General features: G+C 68.9%; 17 protein-coding genes. 14 read left to right on the top strand and 3 right to left on the bottom strand.

Annotated features, from left to right (window positions below; genetic code table 11):
• Positions 1 to 97: 97 nt before the first annotated feature.
• From clpS to FDK12_RS02590, 8 genes are all read left to right on the top strand, one after another.
• Complete coding sequence (gene clpS, locus FDK12_RS02555; protein WP_104118137.1) at positions 98 to 406, top strand: ATP-dependent Clp protease adapter ClpS; 309 nt, start codon at positions 98 to 100, stop codon at positions 404 to 406.
• 5 nt (positions 407 to 411) lie between these two features.
• Entirely contained in the window at positions 412 to 987 is a 576-nt protein-coding gene (locus tag FDK12_RS02560; protein WP_137368054.1) for a DUF2017 domain-containing protein, read from the top strand.
• A 107-nt stretch (positions 988 to 1,094) separates the two neighbouring features.
• Entirely contained in the window at positions 1,095 to 2,006 is a 912-nt protein-coding gene (gene murI, locus FDK12_RS02565; RefSeq protein WP_137368055.1) for a glutamate racemase, read from the top strand.
• Positions 2,003 to 2,800: an MBL fold metallo-hydrolase gene (locus tag FDK12_RS02570; protein WP_104118043.1), complete on the top strand. Its 798-nt coding sequence runs from the start codon at positions 2,003 to 2,005 to the stop codon at positions 2,798 to 2,800. Before murI ends, FDK12_RS02570 begins: the two co-directional genes overlap by 4 nt.
• Positions 2,801 to 2,883: 83 nt before the next feature.
• The gene (gene rph, locus FDK12_RS02575; RefSeq protein ID WP_137368056.1) at positions 2,884 to 3,672 is read left to right on the top strand and encodes a ribonuclease PH; all 789 of its coding nucleotides are present in this window, start codon (positions 2,884 to 2,886) and stop codon (positions 3,670 to 3,672) included.
• Entirely contained in the window at positions 3,665 to 4,300 is a 636-nt protein-coding gene (rdgB, locus tag FDK12_RS02580; protein ID WP_137368057.1) for an RdgB/HAM1 family non-canonical purine NTP pyrophosphatase, read from the top strand. The genes rph and rdgB overlap by 8 nt, the downstream gene beginning before the upstream one ends.
• Before the next feature lie 108 nt (positions 4,301 to 4,408).
• Positions 4,409 to 5,089 (top strand): DedA family protein, encoded by a 681-nt coding sequence (locus FDK12_RS02585; RefSeq protein WP_223263066.1) that lies wholly within the window; start codon positions 4,409 to 4,411, stop codon positions 5,087 to 5,089.
• Positions 5,090 to 5,120: 31 nt separating this feature from the next.
• Positions 5,121 to 5,318, top strand: a complete 198-nt coding sequence (locus FDK12_RS02590; RefSeq protein WP_137368059.1) for a hypothetical protein — start codon at positions 5,121 to 5,123, stop codon at positions 5,316 to 5,318.
• On the opposite strand, the gene FDK12_RS02595 is transcribed toward FDK12_RS02590, so the two are convergent.
• On the bottom strand, positions 5,281 to 5,979 hold the full coding sequence (locus tag FDK12_RS02595; RefSeq protein WP_137368060.1) for an HAD family hydrolase: 699 nt from the start codon (positions 5,977 to 5,979) through the stop codon (positions 5,281 to 5,283). The genes FDK12_RS02590 and FDK12_RS02595 overlap by 38 nt on opposite strands.
• Positions 5,980 to 6,073: 94 nt before the next feature.
• On the opposite strand from FDK12_RS02595, the gene FDK12_RS02600 reads away from it, so the two are divergent.
• Positions 6,074 to 7,066 (top strand): exonuclease domain-containing protein, encoded by a 993-nt coding sequence (locus FDK12_RS02600; protein ID WP_137368061.1) that lies wholly within the window; start codon positions 6,074 to 6,076, stop codon positions 7,064 to 7,066.
• Between the two features lie 21 nt (positions 7,067 to 7,087).
• On the opposite strand, the gene FDK12_RS02605 is transcribed toward FDK12_RS02600, so the two are convergent.
• Positions 7,088 to 8,002 (bottom strand): SDR family NAD(P)-dependent oxidoreductase, encoded by a 915-nt coding sequence (locus FDK12_RS02605; protein ID WP_137368062.1) that lies wholly within the window; start codon positions 8,000 to 8,002, stop codon positions 7,088 to 7,090.
• 44 nt (positions 8,003 to 8,046) lie between these two features.
• Positions 8,047 to 9,135 carry an ADP-ribosylglycohydrolase family protein gene (locus FDK12_RS02610; protein WP_223263067.1) on the bottom strand — a complete coding sequence of 363 codons (1,089 nt, stop codon included), beginning with the start codon at positions 9,133 to 9,135 and terminating at the stop codon, positions 8,047 to 8,049.
• Between the two features lie 143 nt (positions 9,136 to 9,278).
• Between FDK12_RS02610 and FDK12_RS02615 the strand changes: the two genes are divergently transcribed.
• From FDK12_RS02615 to FDK12_RS02635, 5 genes are all read left to right on the top strand, one after another.
• On the top strand, positions 9,279 to 10,334 hold the full coding sequence (locus tag FDK12_RS02615; protein WP_189636239.1) for an aquaporin: 1,056 nt from the start codon (positions 9,279 to 9,281) through the stop codon (positions 10,332 to 10,334).
• A 66-nt stretch (positions 10,335 to 10,400) separates the two neighbouring features.
• Positions 10,401 to 11,564, top strand: coding sequence for an exonuclease SbcCD subunit D (locus tag FDK12_RS02620; RefSeq protein WP_137368065.1), 1,164 nt, complete (start codon positions 10,401 to 10,403; stop codon positions 11,562 to 11,564).
• A gap of 9 nt (positions 11,565 to 11,573) precedes the next feature.
• Entirely contained in the window at positions 11,574 to 14,633 is a 3,060-nt protein-coding gene (locus FDK12_RS02625) for an AAA family ATPase (protein ID WP_137368066.1), read from the top strand.
• Positions 14,634 to 14,703: 70 nt separating this feature from the next.
• On the top strand, positions 14,704 to 16,017 hold the full coding sequence (locus FDK12_RS02630; RefSeq protein WP_137368067.1) for an MFS transporter: 1,314 nt from the start codon (positions 14,704 to 14,706) through the stop codon (positions 16,015 to 16,017).
• Positions 16,018 to 16,103: 86 nt separating this feature from the next.
• The gene (locus FDK12_RS02635) at positions 16,104 to 16,286 is read left to right on the top strand and encodes a hypothetical protein (protein ID WP_137368068.1); all 183 of its coding nucleotides are present in this window, start codon (positions 16,104 to 16,106) and stop codon (positions 16,284 to 16,286) included.

Here is a 16,286-nt window from a genome sequence, read left to right on the forward strand (position 1 = left end):
TGGTGGGGGCATTGGTCACCCCCAAAACGATAGCGGGGCGTCCGCTGTAGGAGTACCCGGCCTCCGGGCAGGAGGGTTGAACCCTAGAATGGCAGGTATGACAGTAGGCTTTGCGACCGGCACCGATACCCGGGAAGAGGTGCGGACGGAGGAGAAGACCGACCTCGACCAGCCTTGGGTCGTGGTGGTCTGGAACGATCCCGTGAACCTGATGAGCTACGTGAGCTACGTGTTCCAGACCTACTTCGGCTACAGCGAGGCCAAGGCCCGCACGCTGATGCTGGAGGTCCACGAGCAGGGCCGCTCGGCCGTCGTGTCGGGCAGCCGCGAGAAGGTGGAGCAGGACACCGTCGCTCTCCATTCGTACGGTCTGTGGGCCACCTTCGAAAAAGCCGGAAGCGAGTAGTCCCCGTGGCGAAACCGTTCAGATCGACGCGCCGCGGCATCACGGGAGCGTTGGAGCCCGGCGAGGCGCGCCTCCTCGGTGCCCTGCTCGACGACGTCATCTCGATGCTCGAGCCCGACACTGCGCCCAGTGAGGACCCGCTGGCCGCCCTCGTCGGAATGTCCGGGCTCGATGCAGAGGCGACCGCCCCCGATGACTCCGCCGTGCGGCGCCTGCTGCCCGACGCCGTACGCGGCGACGACGACGAGGCGCTCGCCTTCCGCCGCCTGACCGAGCGATCGCTGCGGGAGCAGAAGATCGGGGCCCTGCGAGGCACGGCCCTGCTGATCGAATCCAGCCCGATGACGCTCAACGACGAGCAGGCGAGATTGTTCGCGCAGGCGCTCAACGACGTCCGCCTCGTCCTCGCCGACCGGCTGAGTATCGAGACCGAGGAGGACGCCGAGAGGCTCCACGACATCGCGGATTCGAAGGATGTCGACGACGTCGAGTCCTATCTCGCGCTCGTCTACAACTTCGTCACGTGGCTCCAGGAATCACTCGTGCAGGCCATGCTGAAGGCCACCCGCCTGGACCGCTGATCCCCTGCAGCAGCGCACCGCTCGCCCGGACTCATCAGGTCCCTGTGACATAACCCACGGATCGGCGAATAGTTTTCATCGGCGGCACGTCATATTCTCAGAGGATTATGAGCCCAGAGCCAGCGAACAGGGAGCGCAGCGAAGCGCCCATCGGTATCTTCGACTCCGGCGTCGGGGGACTGACGGTGGCGCGCGCGGTGATCGACCAGTTGCCGCATGAGTCCATCTTGTACGTGGGTGACACCGCCAACGGACCGTACGGACCCCTTCCCATCGCCGAGGTGCGCGCGCACGCCTTGAACGTGATGGACGAACTGGTCGACTCCGGCGTCAAGCTCCTGGTGATCGCCTGCAACTCGGCGTCGGCGGCAGTCCTCCGGGACGCGAGGGAACGCTACACCGCCCGGTACGGCATCCCCGTCATCGAGGTCATCCAGCCGGCCGTCCGCCGTGCCGTGGCCTCGACCCGCTCGGGCCGTATCGGCGTCATCGGGACCTCCGCGACGGTGGGGTCACGGGCGTACGACGACACTTTCGCCGCAGCACCGCACCTGGACGTCACGTCGGTCGCGTGCCCTGCCTTCGTCGAGTTCGTCGAGGCGGGCATCACCGGAGGTGCGGCCCTGCTGAGGACGGCGGAGGAGTACCTGGCTCCGCTGAAGGCCGCGGACGTCGATACCCTCGTGCTGGGCTGCACGCACTACCCCCTGCTGACCGGGGTCATCTCCTATGTCATGGGCGACGCCGTCACGCTCGTCTCCAGTGCCGAGGAGACGGCGAAGGACGTGTACCGTGCTCTCGTCTCGCACGAACTCGAGCGGGACAACGACTCCCGGGCCGAGCACCGCTTCATCGCCACCGGGGATGCCGCGAGCTTCGAGGTGCTCGCGCGCCGCTTCCTCGGCCCCGAAGTGGTGAGCGTGCAGCACGTGGACCACGTCGCGGCGCAGTACCCCACGGGCAGCCTGGCGCGCATCACGCCGGAGATGATCGCCGCCGCCGGTTTTCCGCCCGCATGAAACTCACCATCGTCGGGTGCAGTGGATCGTTCCCCGGGCCGCAGTCCCCGGCGTCCTGCTACCTGCTGAGCGCGGAGTGGGAGGGACGCACCTGGCGGATCCTGCTCGATCTCGGCAACGGGTCGCTCGGGGCGCTGCAGCGCTATATGGACCTGCGCGAGATCGATGCGGTGTTCCTGTCGCACCTCCACCCGGACCACTGCATGGACCTCTGCGGACTGCACGTCGCCGTGCACTGGGACCCCTCCGGCTGGGGATTGCCCCGCATCCCCGTGTGGGGACCGGCCGCGACGGCGGACCGGATGGCGAGCGCCTATGGGCTCGAACTCGACCCGGGCATGCACGAGGACTTCGATTTCCGGTCGTGGAGCGAACGCGGCCCGGTATCGGTGGGTCCGTTCACGATCACGCCCTACCGGGTGCTGCACCCCATCGAGGAGGCGTACGCACTGCGGGTCGAGGTGGCAGAGGCGGACGCCGAGGGTGTCGTGCGGCAGCATGTCCTGACCTACTCCGGCGACACCGACGCATGTGACGGCCTCGTCGATGCAGCCCGCGACGCCGACATCTTCCTCTGCGAGGCCGCTTTCCACGAGGGCCGTGACGACGCCATCACCGGCGTCCACCTGACCGGCAAGCGCGCCGGCGACGTCGCGACCCGCGCTTCGGCCAAGCGCCTCCTGTTGACGCACCTCCCTGTGTGGAACGATGCGAACCTCGCCGTCAGCGAGGCCCGCCAGAGTTATGACGGGCACCTCGCGGTCGCCGTCGCGGGTGTGTCCTACACGGTGTGAGGCGGTTCGCGGGCAAGGGCTTCGGGACCGGGCTCACACAATTGCCAGCGATCTCCCAAGTGCTCCCGTCTAGACTGGAAATCATGACCTCCGCGAATTCCACGCCCGTGCCTCCTGCCAGTACCGATACCCCTGTGCTGCGGGCGGACGGCAGGACGCCGGACCAGTTGCGGAACATCAGCATCACCCGCGGGTGGTCGAAGCAGGCCGAGGGGTCCGCCCTGATCGAGTTCGGCAACACCCGCGTACTGTGCACCGCCTCCCTCACGAGTGGCGTGCCCCGCTGGCTGAAGGGTGAGGGCAAGGGGTGGGTGACCGCCGAGTACGCGATGCTTCCCCGCGCCACCAACACGCGCTCCGACCGCGAGTCGGTCAAGGGCAAGATCGGCGGCAGGACGCACGAGATCTCGCGCCTCATCGGCCGCTCACTGCGTTCGATCATCGACACCAAGGCGCTCGGCGAGAACACCATCGTCCTGGACTGCGACGTCCTCCAGGCCGACGGCGGCACCCGCACGGCAGCGATCACAGGCGCCTACGTGGCGCTCGCGGACGCGATCCGCTACGCGAAGGACAAGAAGCTGATCGCCGCTTCTGCCTCCCCCCTGACGGACACCGTCGCCGCCATCAGTGTCGGGATCATCGACGGTGTCCCCATGCTCGACCTCCCGTACGTCGAGGACGTCCGAGCGGAGACCGACATGAACGTCGTCGTCACCGGTTCCGGGAAGTTCGTCGAGGTGCAGGGCACGGCGGAGGGCGCCCCCTTCGACCGCGCCGAGCTCGACGCCCTGCTGGATCTCGCACTGCTGGGTACCGCGCAGCTCGCACAGATCCAGATCGACACGCTCCGGGACTCCCAGGGTGCCTGACGCGCCCGCACCCCGACTGGTCCTGGCGACACGCAACGCCGGCAAGCTGCGGGAGTTGCGTGAACTGCTGCGCGGGCAGGTGCCAGGGCTCGACGTCGATACCCAGGTGGTCGACGCCGCTACCGCCGGGGCTCCCGACGTCGTCGAGACCGGCACCACCTTCGAGGAGAATGCGTTGCTGAAGGCCGAGCAGACGGCCCGGGCCACCGGGTTGATCGCTGTCGCCGACGACTCCGGCCTCGCCGTCGACGTCCTCGGGGGCGCGCCGGGCATCTTCTCCGCCCGATGGGCGGGCAGGCACGGGGATGACGCCGCCAACCTCGAGCTGCTGCTCGCACAGCTGTCCGATATCCCTGCGGAGCGCAGGGGTGCGGCCTTCGTCTGCGCGGCGGCCCTCGCGCTGCCCGACGGCGGCGGGATCGGAAGCCGCACCGAGCGCGGCGAGCTGAGGGGTACGCTGCTCGCGGCGCCCAGGGGTGCAGGAGGGTTCGGCTACGACCCCCTCCTCGTTCCGACCGGCCTCGATCGCAGCTGCGCCGAGCTGTCGCCGGAGGAGAAGAACGCCATCAGCCACCGGGGCATCGCGTTCAGGGCGCTGTTGCCGCACCTCGTCGACGCACTGACCTGATCGCCTGACCAGCATCAAGACCCCGCAGAGACCACCAGAGACCCAGCACTACCCACCGGACGCCCATCGGGACGCACCATGAGAGGGACGGATACCACCGTGAGCATCATCCAGACAGTCGAAGCAGCCCAGGTCGCAACGGCGACCACGACGTCGGACGGCTCCGCCCTCGGAAGTGTCACGGACTGGGCGGTCAACCTGATGGAGACCATCGGTGCTCCCGGTGCAGGGCTCGCCATCGCGCTCGAGAACCTCTTTCCGCCGCTTCCGAGCGAGGTGATCCTGCCGCTTGCCGGGTTCACGGCCAGCCGCGGCAATTTCTCGCTGTTCGAGGCGATCCTCTGGACGACACTCGGATCGGTGGTCGGAGCCTACGCCCTGTATGCTCTCGGCGCCTGGCTCGGACGGGACCGGATGCGTCGGCTCGTCTCCAAGGTTCCGCTCATCGACCTCGAGGACGTCGACAGGGTGGAGGCCTGGTTCAACCGGCACGGGTACCGTGCCGTCTTCTTCGGGAGGATGATTCCCCTTTTCCGGAGTCTCGTGTCCATCCCGGCGGGGATCGAACGCATGCCGGTCGGTAAGTTCCTGTTGCTCACCACCGCAGGAAGCCTCATCTGGAACGTGATCTTCGTGCTGGCCGGGTTCTACCTCGGCGAGAACTGGCACATCGTCGAGCAGTACGCGAATACGTTCCAGAAGATCGTGATCGTTGCCGTCGTCCTGTTCGCCATCTACTTCGTGTTCTCCAAGGTGCGCAAGCACCGCGCGAAGAAGCGGGTGCAGTGACGGGATCCTCGCTCACGGAGCAGCCCTCGGCGTGTCGCGACGGCTCGGCTACGCGTTGAACGGCACCGCGCAGGTGAAGGCCCGCCAGGGCGAAGTGCAGCTGCAGCAGAACGTGCTGCTCATGCGCGAGGACTTCGTACAGCCGGCGTGGACAGTGCAGGTGCAGGGAGCTCCGGCAGCGACGGCAGGCCTCACTCCTGGCGCGAAGGACCGACGCCCGGAGCCGTGACGGTCATTCCGGCGGCAACCCCTGCCGCCTCCGCGGACCGCGGCGGTCCCGCTGGCTTGCGGGCCAGCATGCGGGACAGATCCAGCGATGCGTCGAACAACCGGGCATCGATCCCCAGGGAGCGGGCCGTCGCGATGTTGGCGGGAGCGTCATCGACGAAGGTGACGAGACCGGGTTCCACCGACAGCGCGGTCAGTACGTGTTCGAAGATGGCGGCCGAGGGTTTGACCAGCCTGAGGGACGAACTGAAGAAGCGCTGTTCGAAGAGTCGCGCCCACGCGGCGTCGCCGAGTTGCGAGACCATCGCTGCGGGCATGTTCGACAGCAGGGCAAGGTGCTCGCCCTGTGCATCGAGGTCCTCGAGCACGTCCAGGGTGTCGAGGTTCGGGTGCGACCATTGGTTGCCGTCGAGAACGTCGAGCCAGGCGGCCCTGGAGGGCCCTGTGCGCTCACCGCACACGAGCGACCAGTACTCGTCGGACGTCAGCGCGCCGGCGTCGTAGGCGTAGCGGTGCTGCCAGTACGGCGAGGTGGACTCCTGCAGCGATGGCACCCCGGTCGCCTCTGCGAGCACCTCCCAGTCCTCGCGCGTCGGAGGAGTCGAGATCACATTGCCGTAGTCGAAGAGGTACCACCGGCGGGAGCTGTTCGTGCGGGCCATGGTTCAGCGTAGAACCACTACCCCTGGGACGCGCCGAGCGGACGGTGAACGTTGCATGAACGGCGCACGGGGACCGCGGCGGTAAACTCGACTCGTGGGAATTGCGTTCACGGCCATCGACTTCGAGACTGCGAACGGCTTCCGTGGCTCTCCGTGCGCCGTCGGCCTGACGAAGGTCAGGGACGGGCGGATCGTGGACGAGGCCTCCTGGCTGATGCGGCCTCCCGTGGGGCACGACCACTTCGATTCGCGCAACATCGCGATCCACGGCATCACCTCGAGCATGGTCGAGGACGCTCCGCGCTTCGGAGAGCTCTTCCCGGAGATCGGCGGGTTCATCGGATCCGATGTGCTGGTGGCGCACAATGCCGCCTTCGACCTCGGGGTCATCCGCTCCGCGCTCGAGGTGTCGGCGCTGGCAGGGCCGGCCTGGGACTACGCCTGCACCGTGGTGCTGTCGCGCAAGAGCTATTCGCTCCCCTCCTACTCCCTGCCGTTCGTGGCCGAGGCGGCTGGTGTCCCGTTGGTGAACCACCACGACGCCGTCGAGGACGCCCGGGCGTGCGCAGGCATCATGATCGACATCGCGCGGCGGTACGACGCTCTATCGGTGGAGGACGTGCTCGGGTGCCACAACCTCGCGCTCTCCCGCGCCGAGCCCTACGCGCCGGGCCTCGACGAGCTCTCGAAGGCCGCCCGCACGGTGCTGCAGCGGGGATCGTCCCCTACGGGCTGGTCGGGCTGGCCGGAGGAGGGGGAGAACCCCCACGCCAATGCGCAGGCTGATCCGCGGCACCCTCTCTACGGGCAGACCGTCGTCTTCACCGGTAATCTCGGCATTCCGCGTCCACAGGCGAAGGAGCGCGCGGCCCGACTCGGTGCCCAGCCTGCAAGCTCGGTCACGCGCCGCACCACGGTCCTGGTCGTCGGCGACGGGTTCGTCGCATCGGACCTGCGGACCGGGCGCGTCACCGGCAAGGCTCGTCGGGTCCTGGAGCTGCACGAACGCGGCCAGGAGATCGAGGTGCTGTCGGAGGCCGAATTCCTGCAGATGACGGGCGGTCGCTGGCCCGCGGAGAGCCAGTAGTCCGCAGGTTCGCCGTCCCCGTCAGAATCGGAGCTCTATGCCTGTGAGTTCGGCCGAGAGGTCGATGAGCCTCGACGCGGCGTTGGCCTCGCGGGCGCGTGGCTCCGCCCGCACGAGCGCTGGTCGTCCCTTGAGTTGGAACCAGCCGTCGGGCCCGCAATAGGCCCCATTCGGGATGGTGGGATCGCCGGCAGCGCGAACGAGGGGCCAGGCGCCCTCGTCCTTGCCCTGCGCGACAGGCTTCATGACACGCTGCCGCCACCGGGGTGCGTCCCGGTGGGCCGCGACGCCCTGCCGTCTGGGCGTGAACATACCGAGTGCGAGACCGGGATGGGCCACGACGCTCGTCGCGGCGCTACCGGTCAGCTCGAGGCGGCGGGCAAGCTCGAACCCGAACGCCATGACGGCGAGCTTCGATGTGGCGTATGCGGTCGTGTTGCGGTAGGTCGCCGGTTGCAGGGACGACGGCGTCAGGTGCGCCCAGCGATGGCTGATGCTTCCGAGGTGGACGATCCTGGTACCTGCGGCGGACAGCTTCGGCAGGAGCAGGGCGAGAAGGGCGTAGTGCCCCAGATGGTTCGTCCCGAACAGGAGCTCGTAGCCCTCCGCGGTGGTTTTCCGCTCGTGCGATCTCACCACTCCTGCGTTGGCCAGCAGGCCGGTCAGGGACGGTCCTTCGGCGATGGTCGTCGCTGCAGCCCTGACCGAGGCCAGATTCGCCAGGTCGAGGGGCTGGAAGGTGATGTCGGCGTCAGGAACCCTGGTCCTGATGGCGCGGATCGCCGAGGTCGCCTTCTCCTCGCTGCGTGACGCCATGACCACGCCCGCGCCTGCTCCGGCTAGTTGCTCGCAGGCGAAATAGCCGAGGCCGGCATTGCCTCCCGTGACCAGGACGCGGTGGCCGGTGAGCGGCGGAAGGGCGACGGGACTCCACATGCCCCCAGGACTAGGGACCTCCGAGCAATCGCCGCGAGTCCCCGTCAGGAGCCGGTGGTCGCCCTCAGCAATATGCGTGTGAGCGAGCGCACCACGTCCGCGAGTCCAGGCGCGGTGAGGTACACGGGAGGAAGGGCCCCTGTTCCGTGGAGGGCGCCGATGATGCCACCTGCCAGGGACGCCGCGACTACGGGTGAGGCATCGGGCCGGCCTGCGGAAGCAGCGTGCGCCACGGCGGCCTCGAGCTGTCCCCGCGGCGATGCCGGCGCACCGGCGCCCTCGCGCGCGGCCTGGAGGGCGGCCGCGAAGGTCCCCGCCGCCGTCGTACCGCCGGCGGGGTTTCCCGAACCAGCGATCGCAGGCGAATCGGGGGCCGGTTCTCCGGCCGAGAGGCGACCGGCGGCGTCGCGAGGTGCCTCCCTGGCCAGGTGGATCTCGCCGACGCGCTCCTCGCTGATCGCCCCCTCGAGGGTGAGACCATCGATCGCCAGCGCGCGGATGACGGCGCTGTACAGGGCGGCCGTGCTCCGCGCTTCCGGTGAGCCGTGCGTCAGCGCGGCGCCCTCGATCGCGAGGCGTTCGACCATGCTGGCCGGGATGCGCGGAACCAGCCCGAAAGGAGCAGATCGCATCAGTGCACCCGGACCCTGCGCCGTGGGATTGAGCGGGCGGGCCTGCGTGCCCATCTCGCCGGTCAGGAGCGCGCGCACCGTGTCGGCGTCGGCGTCGTGCACGGGAAGGAGGTCCTCCTGCCGATCCAGCCAGCGAGCGGGCGGCGCGGGCGCGTTCGACGGCAAGTGCTCGCCCTGGCGACCGAGCCAGCGGAGGTAGGCCAGCCACAGGCAGGCGGTCTCATCCGCCGCGACGCCGTCGTTCGCCCATTCGAGTGCCTCGATCAGCGCGTCGACTGTGTACAGGGTGAGTTGCGTCGCGTCGGAGACAGCCGACGCTGCCGGATCGTCGAGTGCGATGATCGGATCGTCCCCCGCGGCGTACAGAACCCCATAGGCATCACCGGCCATCGTGCCGAGGAGGCAGCCGAGGACGCGGTCCTCATAGGTAATCGGGCCCGGCCCCGTCGTCGTACCACCGGAGGGTTCGTGCGCGCTGTGGTCGGGAGTGCTGTCGTTCATCACGTCCCCCAGTCTAGGGACAGGGCGCCGGCCCTGAAGCGTGCGCCTCCCAGCCGCCACGCAGACTAGGATGGAAGGCTTGTCGCCGGCCCGGTGCACCACCGGGCGGTCTCTGCAGGAACGACTGAAGGAACATGCATCCCATGAATCACACCTCGACGACGGCAGGAGCGTCTGCCGATGCAGGCCTCGCCACCGCCGGACACGACGACGCGTTGCGCACCCCCGGCCTCACAGCACGATCCATCGCCGAGGGGGCCGGCTCGTTCCTCGTCATCCTCGTCGGTCTGGGAGCCACGATGCTGGCCACGGAGACGGCGCTGCAGCCCACGCTCGTCTTCGGCTTCGCCGTCATCGCGGCCATGATCGCCTTCGGTCACGTCTCGGGTGGTCACTTCAATCCCGCCATCACCCTTGCGTCTGCCGTGGCCGGCAGGACGGACTGGAAGGCTGTTGTCCCCTACATCGTCGCGCAGGTCCTGGGCGCCGTCGCGGCATCAGGACTGATCTGGCTGGTGCTCAGCGCCAACCCGCAGCTCACGGGCATCCGCGCGTTCTTCAGCTCGGCCTCGAACGGCTATGCGGAGCACTCGCCGGTCCAGTTCCCCCTGACGAGCGCCTTCCTGCTGGAGGTCGTCGCCACGGCACTGTTGGTGGCCGTGTTCCTCGGCGCGACCTCGAAGCGCGCCCGGCGCGACCTCGCGCCGTTCGCTGTCGGCCTGACCTTCGCCGGTCTGCTCTCCTTCCTCCTTCCCGTCACCAACGGTGGAATCAACCCTGTGCGGGCGACGGCCTCGGCCATCTTCGCCGAGACCTGGGCGCTCGAGCAGCTGTGGCTCTTCTGGGCCGCTCCGATCATCGGCGGCCTGATTGCAGGGCTGGTCTTCCGGAGCGTCGACTCGTGGGGCGCGCCACGCCCGGAGCGCCTCGGGGTTGCGGCCTCCGAGGCACCCGCATCCGACGTCGCCGTTCAGCAGGGGGTTCGGGCCGACGAGCAGTCGCTCGCTACCGGTTCCCCGGCCGGTTCGTCAGCCGTTTCCTCAGCCGGTGCTTCGACGGATGCGTCAGCCGGCGACGCGGAATCCTTCTTCGCATCGACGACCTCGGATGGGCGCGACCTTTCCTCCGGCGACGGCGACTCCGGTGACCGCGATACCGATACCGGCTCCGGCTCCGGCGCGGCAGGGCGGGTGCGCTGACCCTGATCGAGGGTCCGTCGCGCGCTGATCCATCGAATGTCGGCGTGCGGCGGTAGCGTGAAAATCATGAGGATCCTCCACACATCCGACTGGCACCTGGGCCGGTCGTTCCACGGCACCGGGATGATCGACGCGCAGCGGATCTTCGTCGACAACCTCGAGAAGACGGTGCGCGAGGAGGCCGTCGACGTCGTCCTCGTGGCCGGTGACGTCTACGACCGGGCGTTGCCCCCCGTCGACGTCGTCGCACTCTTCGACGAAGCCCTGGAGCGCCTGACGCTTGCCGGCGCACAGGTGGTAGTGAGCAGTGGCAATCACGACTCCGCGACGCGGCTCGGTTTCGGCGGAAGGATCCTGGCCCGGGGCGGAGTTCACCTGCGGACGCGGGTCGAGGACATCGCAAACGCCGTGGTCTTTCCACTCGGCGCAGATGCGGACTTGGCCGTGTATGGCATCCCATACCTCGAGCCCCGGGTCGTCGCGGAGACGCTGCAGGCGGATTCGAGCTCGCACACCGCGGTGACGCGCGCCGCCGTCGACCGCATCCGGGCTGACATCGGCCGCAGGAGCGGCAGCCGCCGCGTCGTGTCGATCGTCATGGCACACACCTTCGCGGCCGGTGGCGCCGGTTCCGACAGCGAGCGGGACCTCGCGATCGGCGGGCTCGGGGCAGTACCGCTGTCCCTGTTCGACGAGTTCGACTACAGCGCACTGGGCCACCTGCACGGCAAGCAGAAGCTGTCGGAGACCGTGCGCTACTCGGGCTCGCCCCTCGCGTACTCCTTCTCCGAGGCCACCCACAGGAAAGGCGCCTGGCTCCTGGAGGTGTCGCCGCAGGGCATGGAGGAGATCCGGACAGTTGATTGGCCGGCTCCACGCGATCTCGCCGTCCTCAACGGTGCGCTCGAGGACCTGCTGGGCCGGGATGACCTGGAATGGGCGGAGTCCGCCTATTGCCATGTCACCCTCACGGATCCGGAGCGGCCCGCTCGGGCGATGGAGCGGCTCAGGGCACGCTTCCCCGATACGCTCGTGCTTGCGTTCGCGCCCGAGGGCGGCGAACGCACGGACAACCGCACCTACAGCCAGCGCATCGCCGCAGCACGGGACGACGCGGAGATTTGCTGCGGGTTCCTCGAGCACGTCCGGGGGCGCAAGGCGTCGCCGGAGGAGGCGGCACTGGTCGAATCCACGGTGGACGCCGCCCTGAGCCTGGCCCACGAGCGCTAGGACGCGCATATGAGACTCCATCACCTCGAGATCCAAGCCTTCGGCCCGTTCGCCGACAGGCAGGTCGTCGACTTCGACGCGCTGTCGAGTCAGGGCCTGTTCCTCCTGAACGGCCCGACGGGTGCCGGCAAATCCAGCGTGCTCGACGCCGTGTGCTTCGCCCTCTACGGTTCCGTTCCCGGTGCACGGCAGGCCGCCAAGCGGCTACGCAGCGATCACGCGGCGGCGTCCCTCGCTCCCGAGGTCTCCCTCGAGTTCACGGCCGGGGACCGTCGCTTCAGGGTGGTCCGCTCGCCCGCCTGGGACCGGCCGTCGCGACGCGGCAGCGGCACCACGCTCGAGCAGGCCCGCACTCTCCTCAGCGAGCGGATCGGTCCGGAGTGGGTACAGAAGTCGGCCCGCAATGACGAAGCCGGCCTCGAGTTGCAGGCACTCCTCGGTATGGACAAGGAACAGTTCACCAAGGTCGTGATGCTGCCTCAGGGCGAGTTCGCCGCCTTCCTCCGTGCCGACGCCAAGGTTCGGCGGGAACTGCTGCAGAAACTCTTCTCGACAACGCGCTTCGAGGACCTCGAGCGGCTGCTCGCGGAGGAGAGCCAGCGCGCGGTCCGGGCCCTCGCCGAGCAGGAGGGCAGGCAACGGAATCTCTTCCTGCGGGCGATCGACGAGGCCGAACGCCATGATCTCGGTGTGGCGGACCTCGGCATCGATCCTCTGTCCGCCGAGGAATGGGCGGCATCGATGCGGGTGCTCGTCGCGGCACTCGCGGAGCGCCGTGATGCCGCCGCGGGCGAGAGCACCGAACTTGCGGAACGAAGTGCGCTCGCAGACGGGGCGCTCGCGGCGCTCAGACGGAGACAGGATCGCTTCGACGCGCTCGAGCGGGTCCGGACTCAGCAGAGCGCCCACCGGGAGCGGGCTCAGGACATCGCACGCATGGCCGACCTGGCGAGGCGCCACGACGAGGCGCACAGGCTGGCCGCGCTGCTGCATCTGGACCACGAGGCATTAACGGCAGCGGACAGTGCACGGGCCCGGTACGACGAGGCGCTCCGCCGCCTGAGGGACGATGCGGCCTCCACCGAATTCCTGCGCGGCGCGGATTCCGAGGACCAGCCGGCGCACCTCACGCGCGAACGACTGACCGGGGCGTGTGCGTCGTCGTCGTCCACGCTCGCGGTGCTCCGCGCGGCGCTGCCCGAGGAGCACAGGCTCCTGGAGGTCCGCTCCGAACTCGACGCCAGGAGCAAGGAACTCGTGGAGCTGGACACGCGGATAGAGGATATCGACGCGGTCATCGCCCGGGTTCAGCTCGAGCGCGCAGCAGATACCGAGAGGCTCGCTCCCTTGCGGGAAGCTGCCGACGGCCTGACGCACCTGCGTGCCGACCTCGCCGCTGCTGTTGCTACGGAGGAGACGACCAGGCAGTTCCGTGCGGCGCAGAAACGGCAGGTGACGGCGGACGCCGATCACGCGGCGGCTTCGGAGCGGTTCCTCGACCTGAAGGAGCAGTGGCTCACCAAGCTCCAGCTCCGCCTGGAACAGGCCGCCGAGGAACTTGCCGAGAGTCTGGTGGACGGCGAGCCGTGCCCGGTGTGCGGCAGCCCCGAGCACCCCTCGCCCGTGGCCTCTCCGGGTGGTGACAGGGTCAGCCTGGCGGAGGAACAGGCGGCACGCCGCCTGCAAGCGGAAGCCGAGAAGGTGCTGCACGCCGCCCGTGACCTCCGGGACCGGGCGCGCCTCGAGGTGGCGGACCTCGCCGCGCGCGGGGGAGGGGCCTCTCCAGAGGATGCTGCGGCAGCAACGCGGGTTGCACGGAAGAAGCTGACGGACGCCGAGGCGGCACATGCCGAGTGTGCGGCTGTCGAGGAGCGTATCCAGCGCGGGAGCGATGACGAGGAACGGTCGTGCCTGCTCCGGGACTCACTGCGCGAGAAGCGTTCCGTCGCCGATGCTCGGCGGTCCTCGTTGCTCGACCAGGAGGACGCGCTGGCGTCCCGGCTTGCGGGGCTGTGCGGGGACGCGCCGTCGCTGGCGGCCCGCATCAGCGCGGTGCAGAGTGCCGGCGACGATCTCGAGTCCGTCCGGGAATCCCTCGACGCCCTCGCCCAGGCCGAGGCTCGACAGGAGGACAGCCGTCGGCGCGTGAGTGAGGCGTTGCGCGACACCCCGTTCGAATCGGCTGATGATGCCCGCGCGGCACTCCTTGCGGAGGACGACCATGCGCGGATCCTCGGCGCGATACGGGAATACGAGGCACGCGCGCACCGCCTCGACGCAGCGTGGGACGAGGAAAGCGTGCGGGAGGGCCTGCGTGAGGAGCAGGAGGGCATCGAGCGACCCACGGACGAGGACCAGCGACTGGCCGCCGGCGCCGCCGACGACCTCCGAGGTCGGGCGCAGCGAGCGGGCATCAGCGCCGAAGTGCTCGGTCACTCCGTGGCGCAGCTCGAGACCTACGCGCGGAGGTTCGCCGATCTCGAGCAGGTCATCGAGCCGCTGCGCGCGCATTCCCGGCTGGTCGCAGCCGTTGCTGACACTGCGCGAGGAGGAGGAGAGAACCTGTACAAGATGCCGCTGGCCACGTATGTGCTCGCTTCGCGCCTCGAGCAGGTAGCGGCCGCCGCCACCGAACGCTTGCTGCAGATGGCCGACGGCCGGTACGCACTGGTGCACAGCGACGCCACGGCGGGCAACAAGCGGTCCGGGCTGGGCCTGAACGTCATCGACGGCTGGACCGGGAATCGGAGGGATACCTCCACGCTCTCGGGTGGCGAGTCCTTCATGGCCTCGCTTGCGCTGGCGCTCGGCCTGGCCGACGTCGTCCAGCAGGAATCGGGAGGGATCGACATCGAGACGCTCTTCGTCGACGAAGGATTCGGCTCTCTCGATGACCAGGCGCTCGAACAGGTCATGGACGCGCTGGAAGGACTCAGGAGCGGCGGGCGTGTCGTGGGACTGGTCAGTCACGTGCCCGAGCTCAAACAACGGGTGGGGGCGCAGTTGCAGGTCATCAAGGGCCGGCAAGGGTCGAGCCTGCGCTTCGTGGAGCAGCCGGCCAGCGTGTAAACTTGATGCGTTACCGGGTCGGGCGCATCGGGAGGGGGGACGATGCGCGTTCGATGCACCCGGAAAGCGCATGTACAAGAACCCCTCCCCGGCCACGCCGGACCCTCTTCGTTCCCCGGACCAGTCCCAGCTCGGCATCCCGCGCCGGTCACGCCTCGGCAAGTTCGGTGTCCTTCCGCACCTTGCCGGCTCTTCCTTCCTGATCATCGGCTTCTTCGCGCGGCTGCCCTTGGCGATGCTCACCGTCGGAGCCCTCACGCTGGTCACGACTGCCAGCGGCTCCTATGCGGCAGGCGGTTTCGCGGCCGGCGCCGTCGGCCTGGGCTCGGCCATCGGCGCGCCGCTCCTCGGCATCCTCGCCGACAAGCGCGGCCAGCGCATCGTGCTGCTCGCATCGGCGATCCTGAACACGCTGGCCATCGCAGGCCTGCTCGTGATGACGCTGACCGCAGAACGATTCACGGGCAGCGCCCTCGTCCTCGTGCTCGTCGCCTCCCTCGCCGTGGGCTTCACCTGCCCGCAGATCGGTCCCTTCGCCCGGGTCCGCTGGATGGCCCTGACGCGTCGGAGTCCGCGGAGCGCGCTGGACACGGCGCTGTCGTACGAAGGAACAGCCGACGAACTGACATTCGTCCTCGGGCCGGCGCTCGTAGGGATGCTCGCCAGCCTGATCGCACCGTGGCTCCCGCTGGCGCTCGCGGCGGCCCTGACCATCACCCTCGTCAGCGCCTTCGCCGTGCATCCGACCGTCGCCCACAGTGACGCGGGCCCGGCCCCCGTCGGCGGCGACGAGGATGGCAGTTCGCAAGGGGTCCCGCGCGCACGCACGTTCGGGCTGGTCCTGCTGCCCGTGGCGGGAATGATCGCCATCGGGACGTTCTTCGGGTCCACCCAGACCTTCCTCACCGCGTTCGCAGGCACCTTCGGTGCCGCCGAATCCTCCGGGCTGCTCTACGCGGTCATGGGATCGAGTTCCGCCATCGCCGCGCTGACCGTGGCGTACTGGTCCCCGCGCTTCAGGCACACGAGCCGGTGGGTCGCGTCTGCAGGCGCGATGGCACTGGCAGCGTGCGCCCTGGCCCTGCCGAGTTCTCTTCCCGCAATGCTGGTGGTGCTGTTCCTCCTCGGCATCTTCGTCGGTCCCACCATGGTGACCATCTTCTCGATCGGTTCGGCCGTCGCGCCGGCGCATCGCCTGGGCACCGTCATGACGTTCCTCGCCAGCGGCATCGTGGCCGGCACCGCCATCGGCTCCGCGCTCGCCGGCACCCTTGCGGAGTCCGGAGGGGCTGCCGGAGCGTCGGTCGTGCCCGCACTCGCCGCCGTCGTTCTGTTCATCCTCGGAACCCTGTCCGCCCTCGCCCTGCGGTCCACCAGGAGTTGACGCATCCCGACCGTCGATGATCAGGCTGCTGTCAATTGGCAGGCCCCGAGCATAGGATCGGAAGACATCGAGACGCAGGAGGATCCATGAGCACCGAAGGCACCGAGCGAGACGACAGTACCGAGCGAAACGACAGTACCGACGCGGCGGGCGGCGTAGGGCCGGACGGGACCATTCCCGCGAGCGATGACGGAGTAGCGGCGGGTTCGATGGCGGAGCCGAGCAACTTCGAGCCCGAGGAAGACGACGGCGGCAGCAAGAACGACTAG

Origin of the sequence: Arthrobacter sp. NamB2 (assembly GCF_005281365.1) — a bacterium.
Lineage (GTDB): Bacteria > Actinomycetota > Actinomycetes > Actinomycetales > Micrococcaceae > Arthrobacter_D.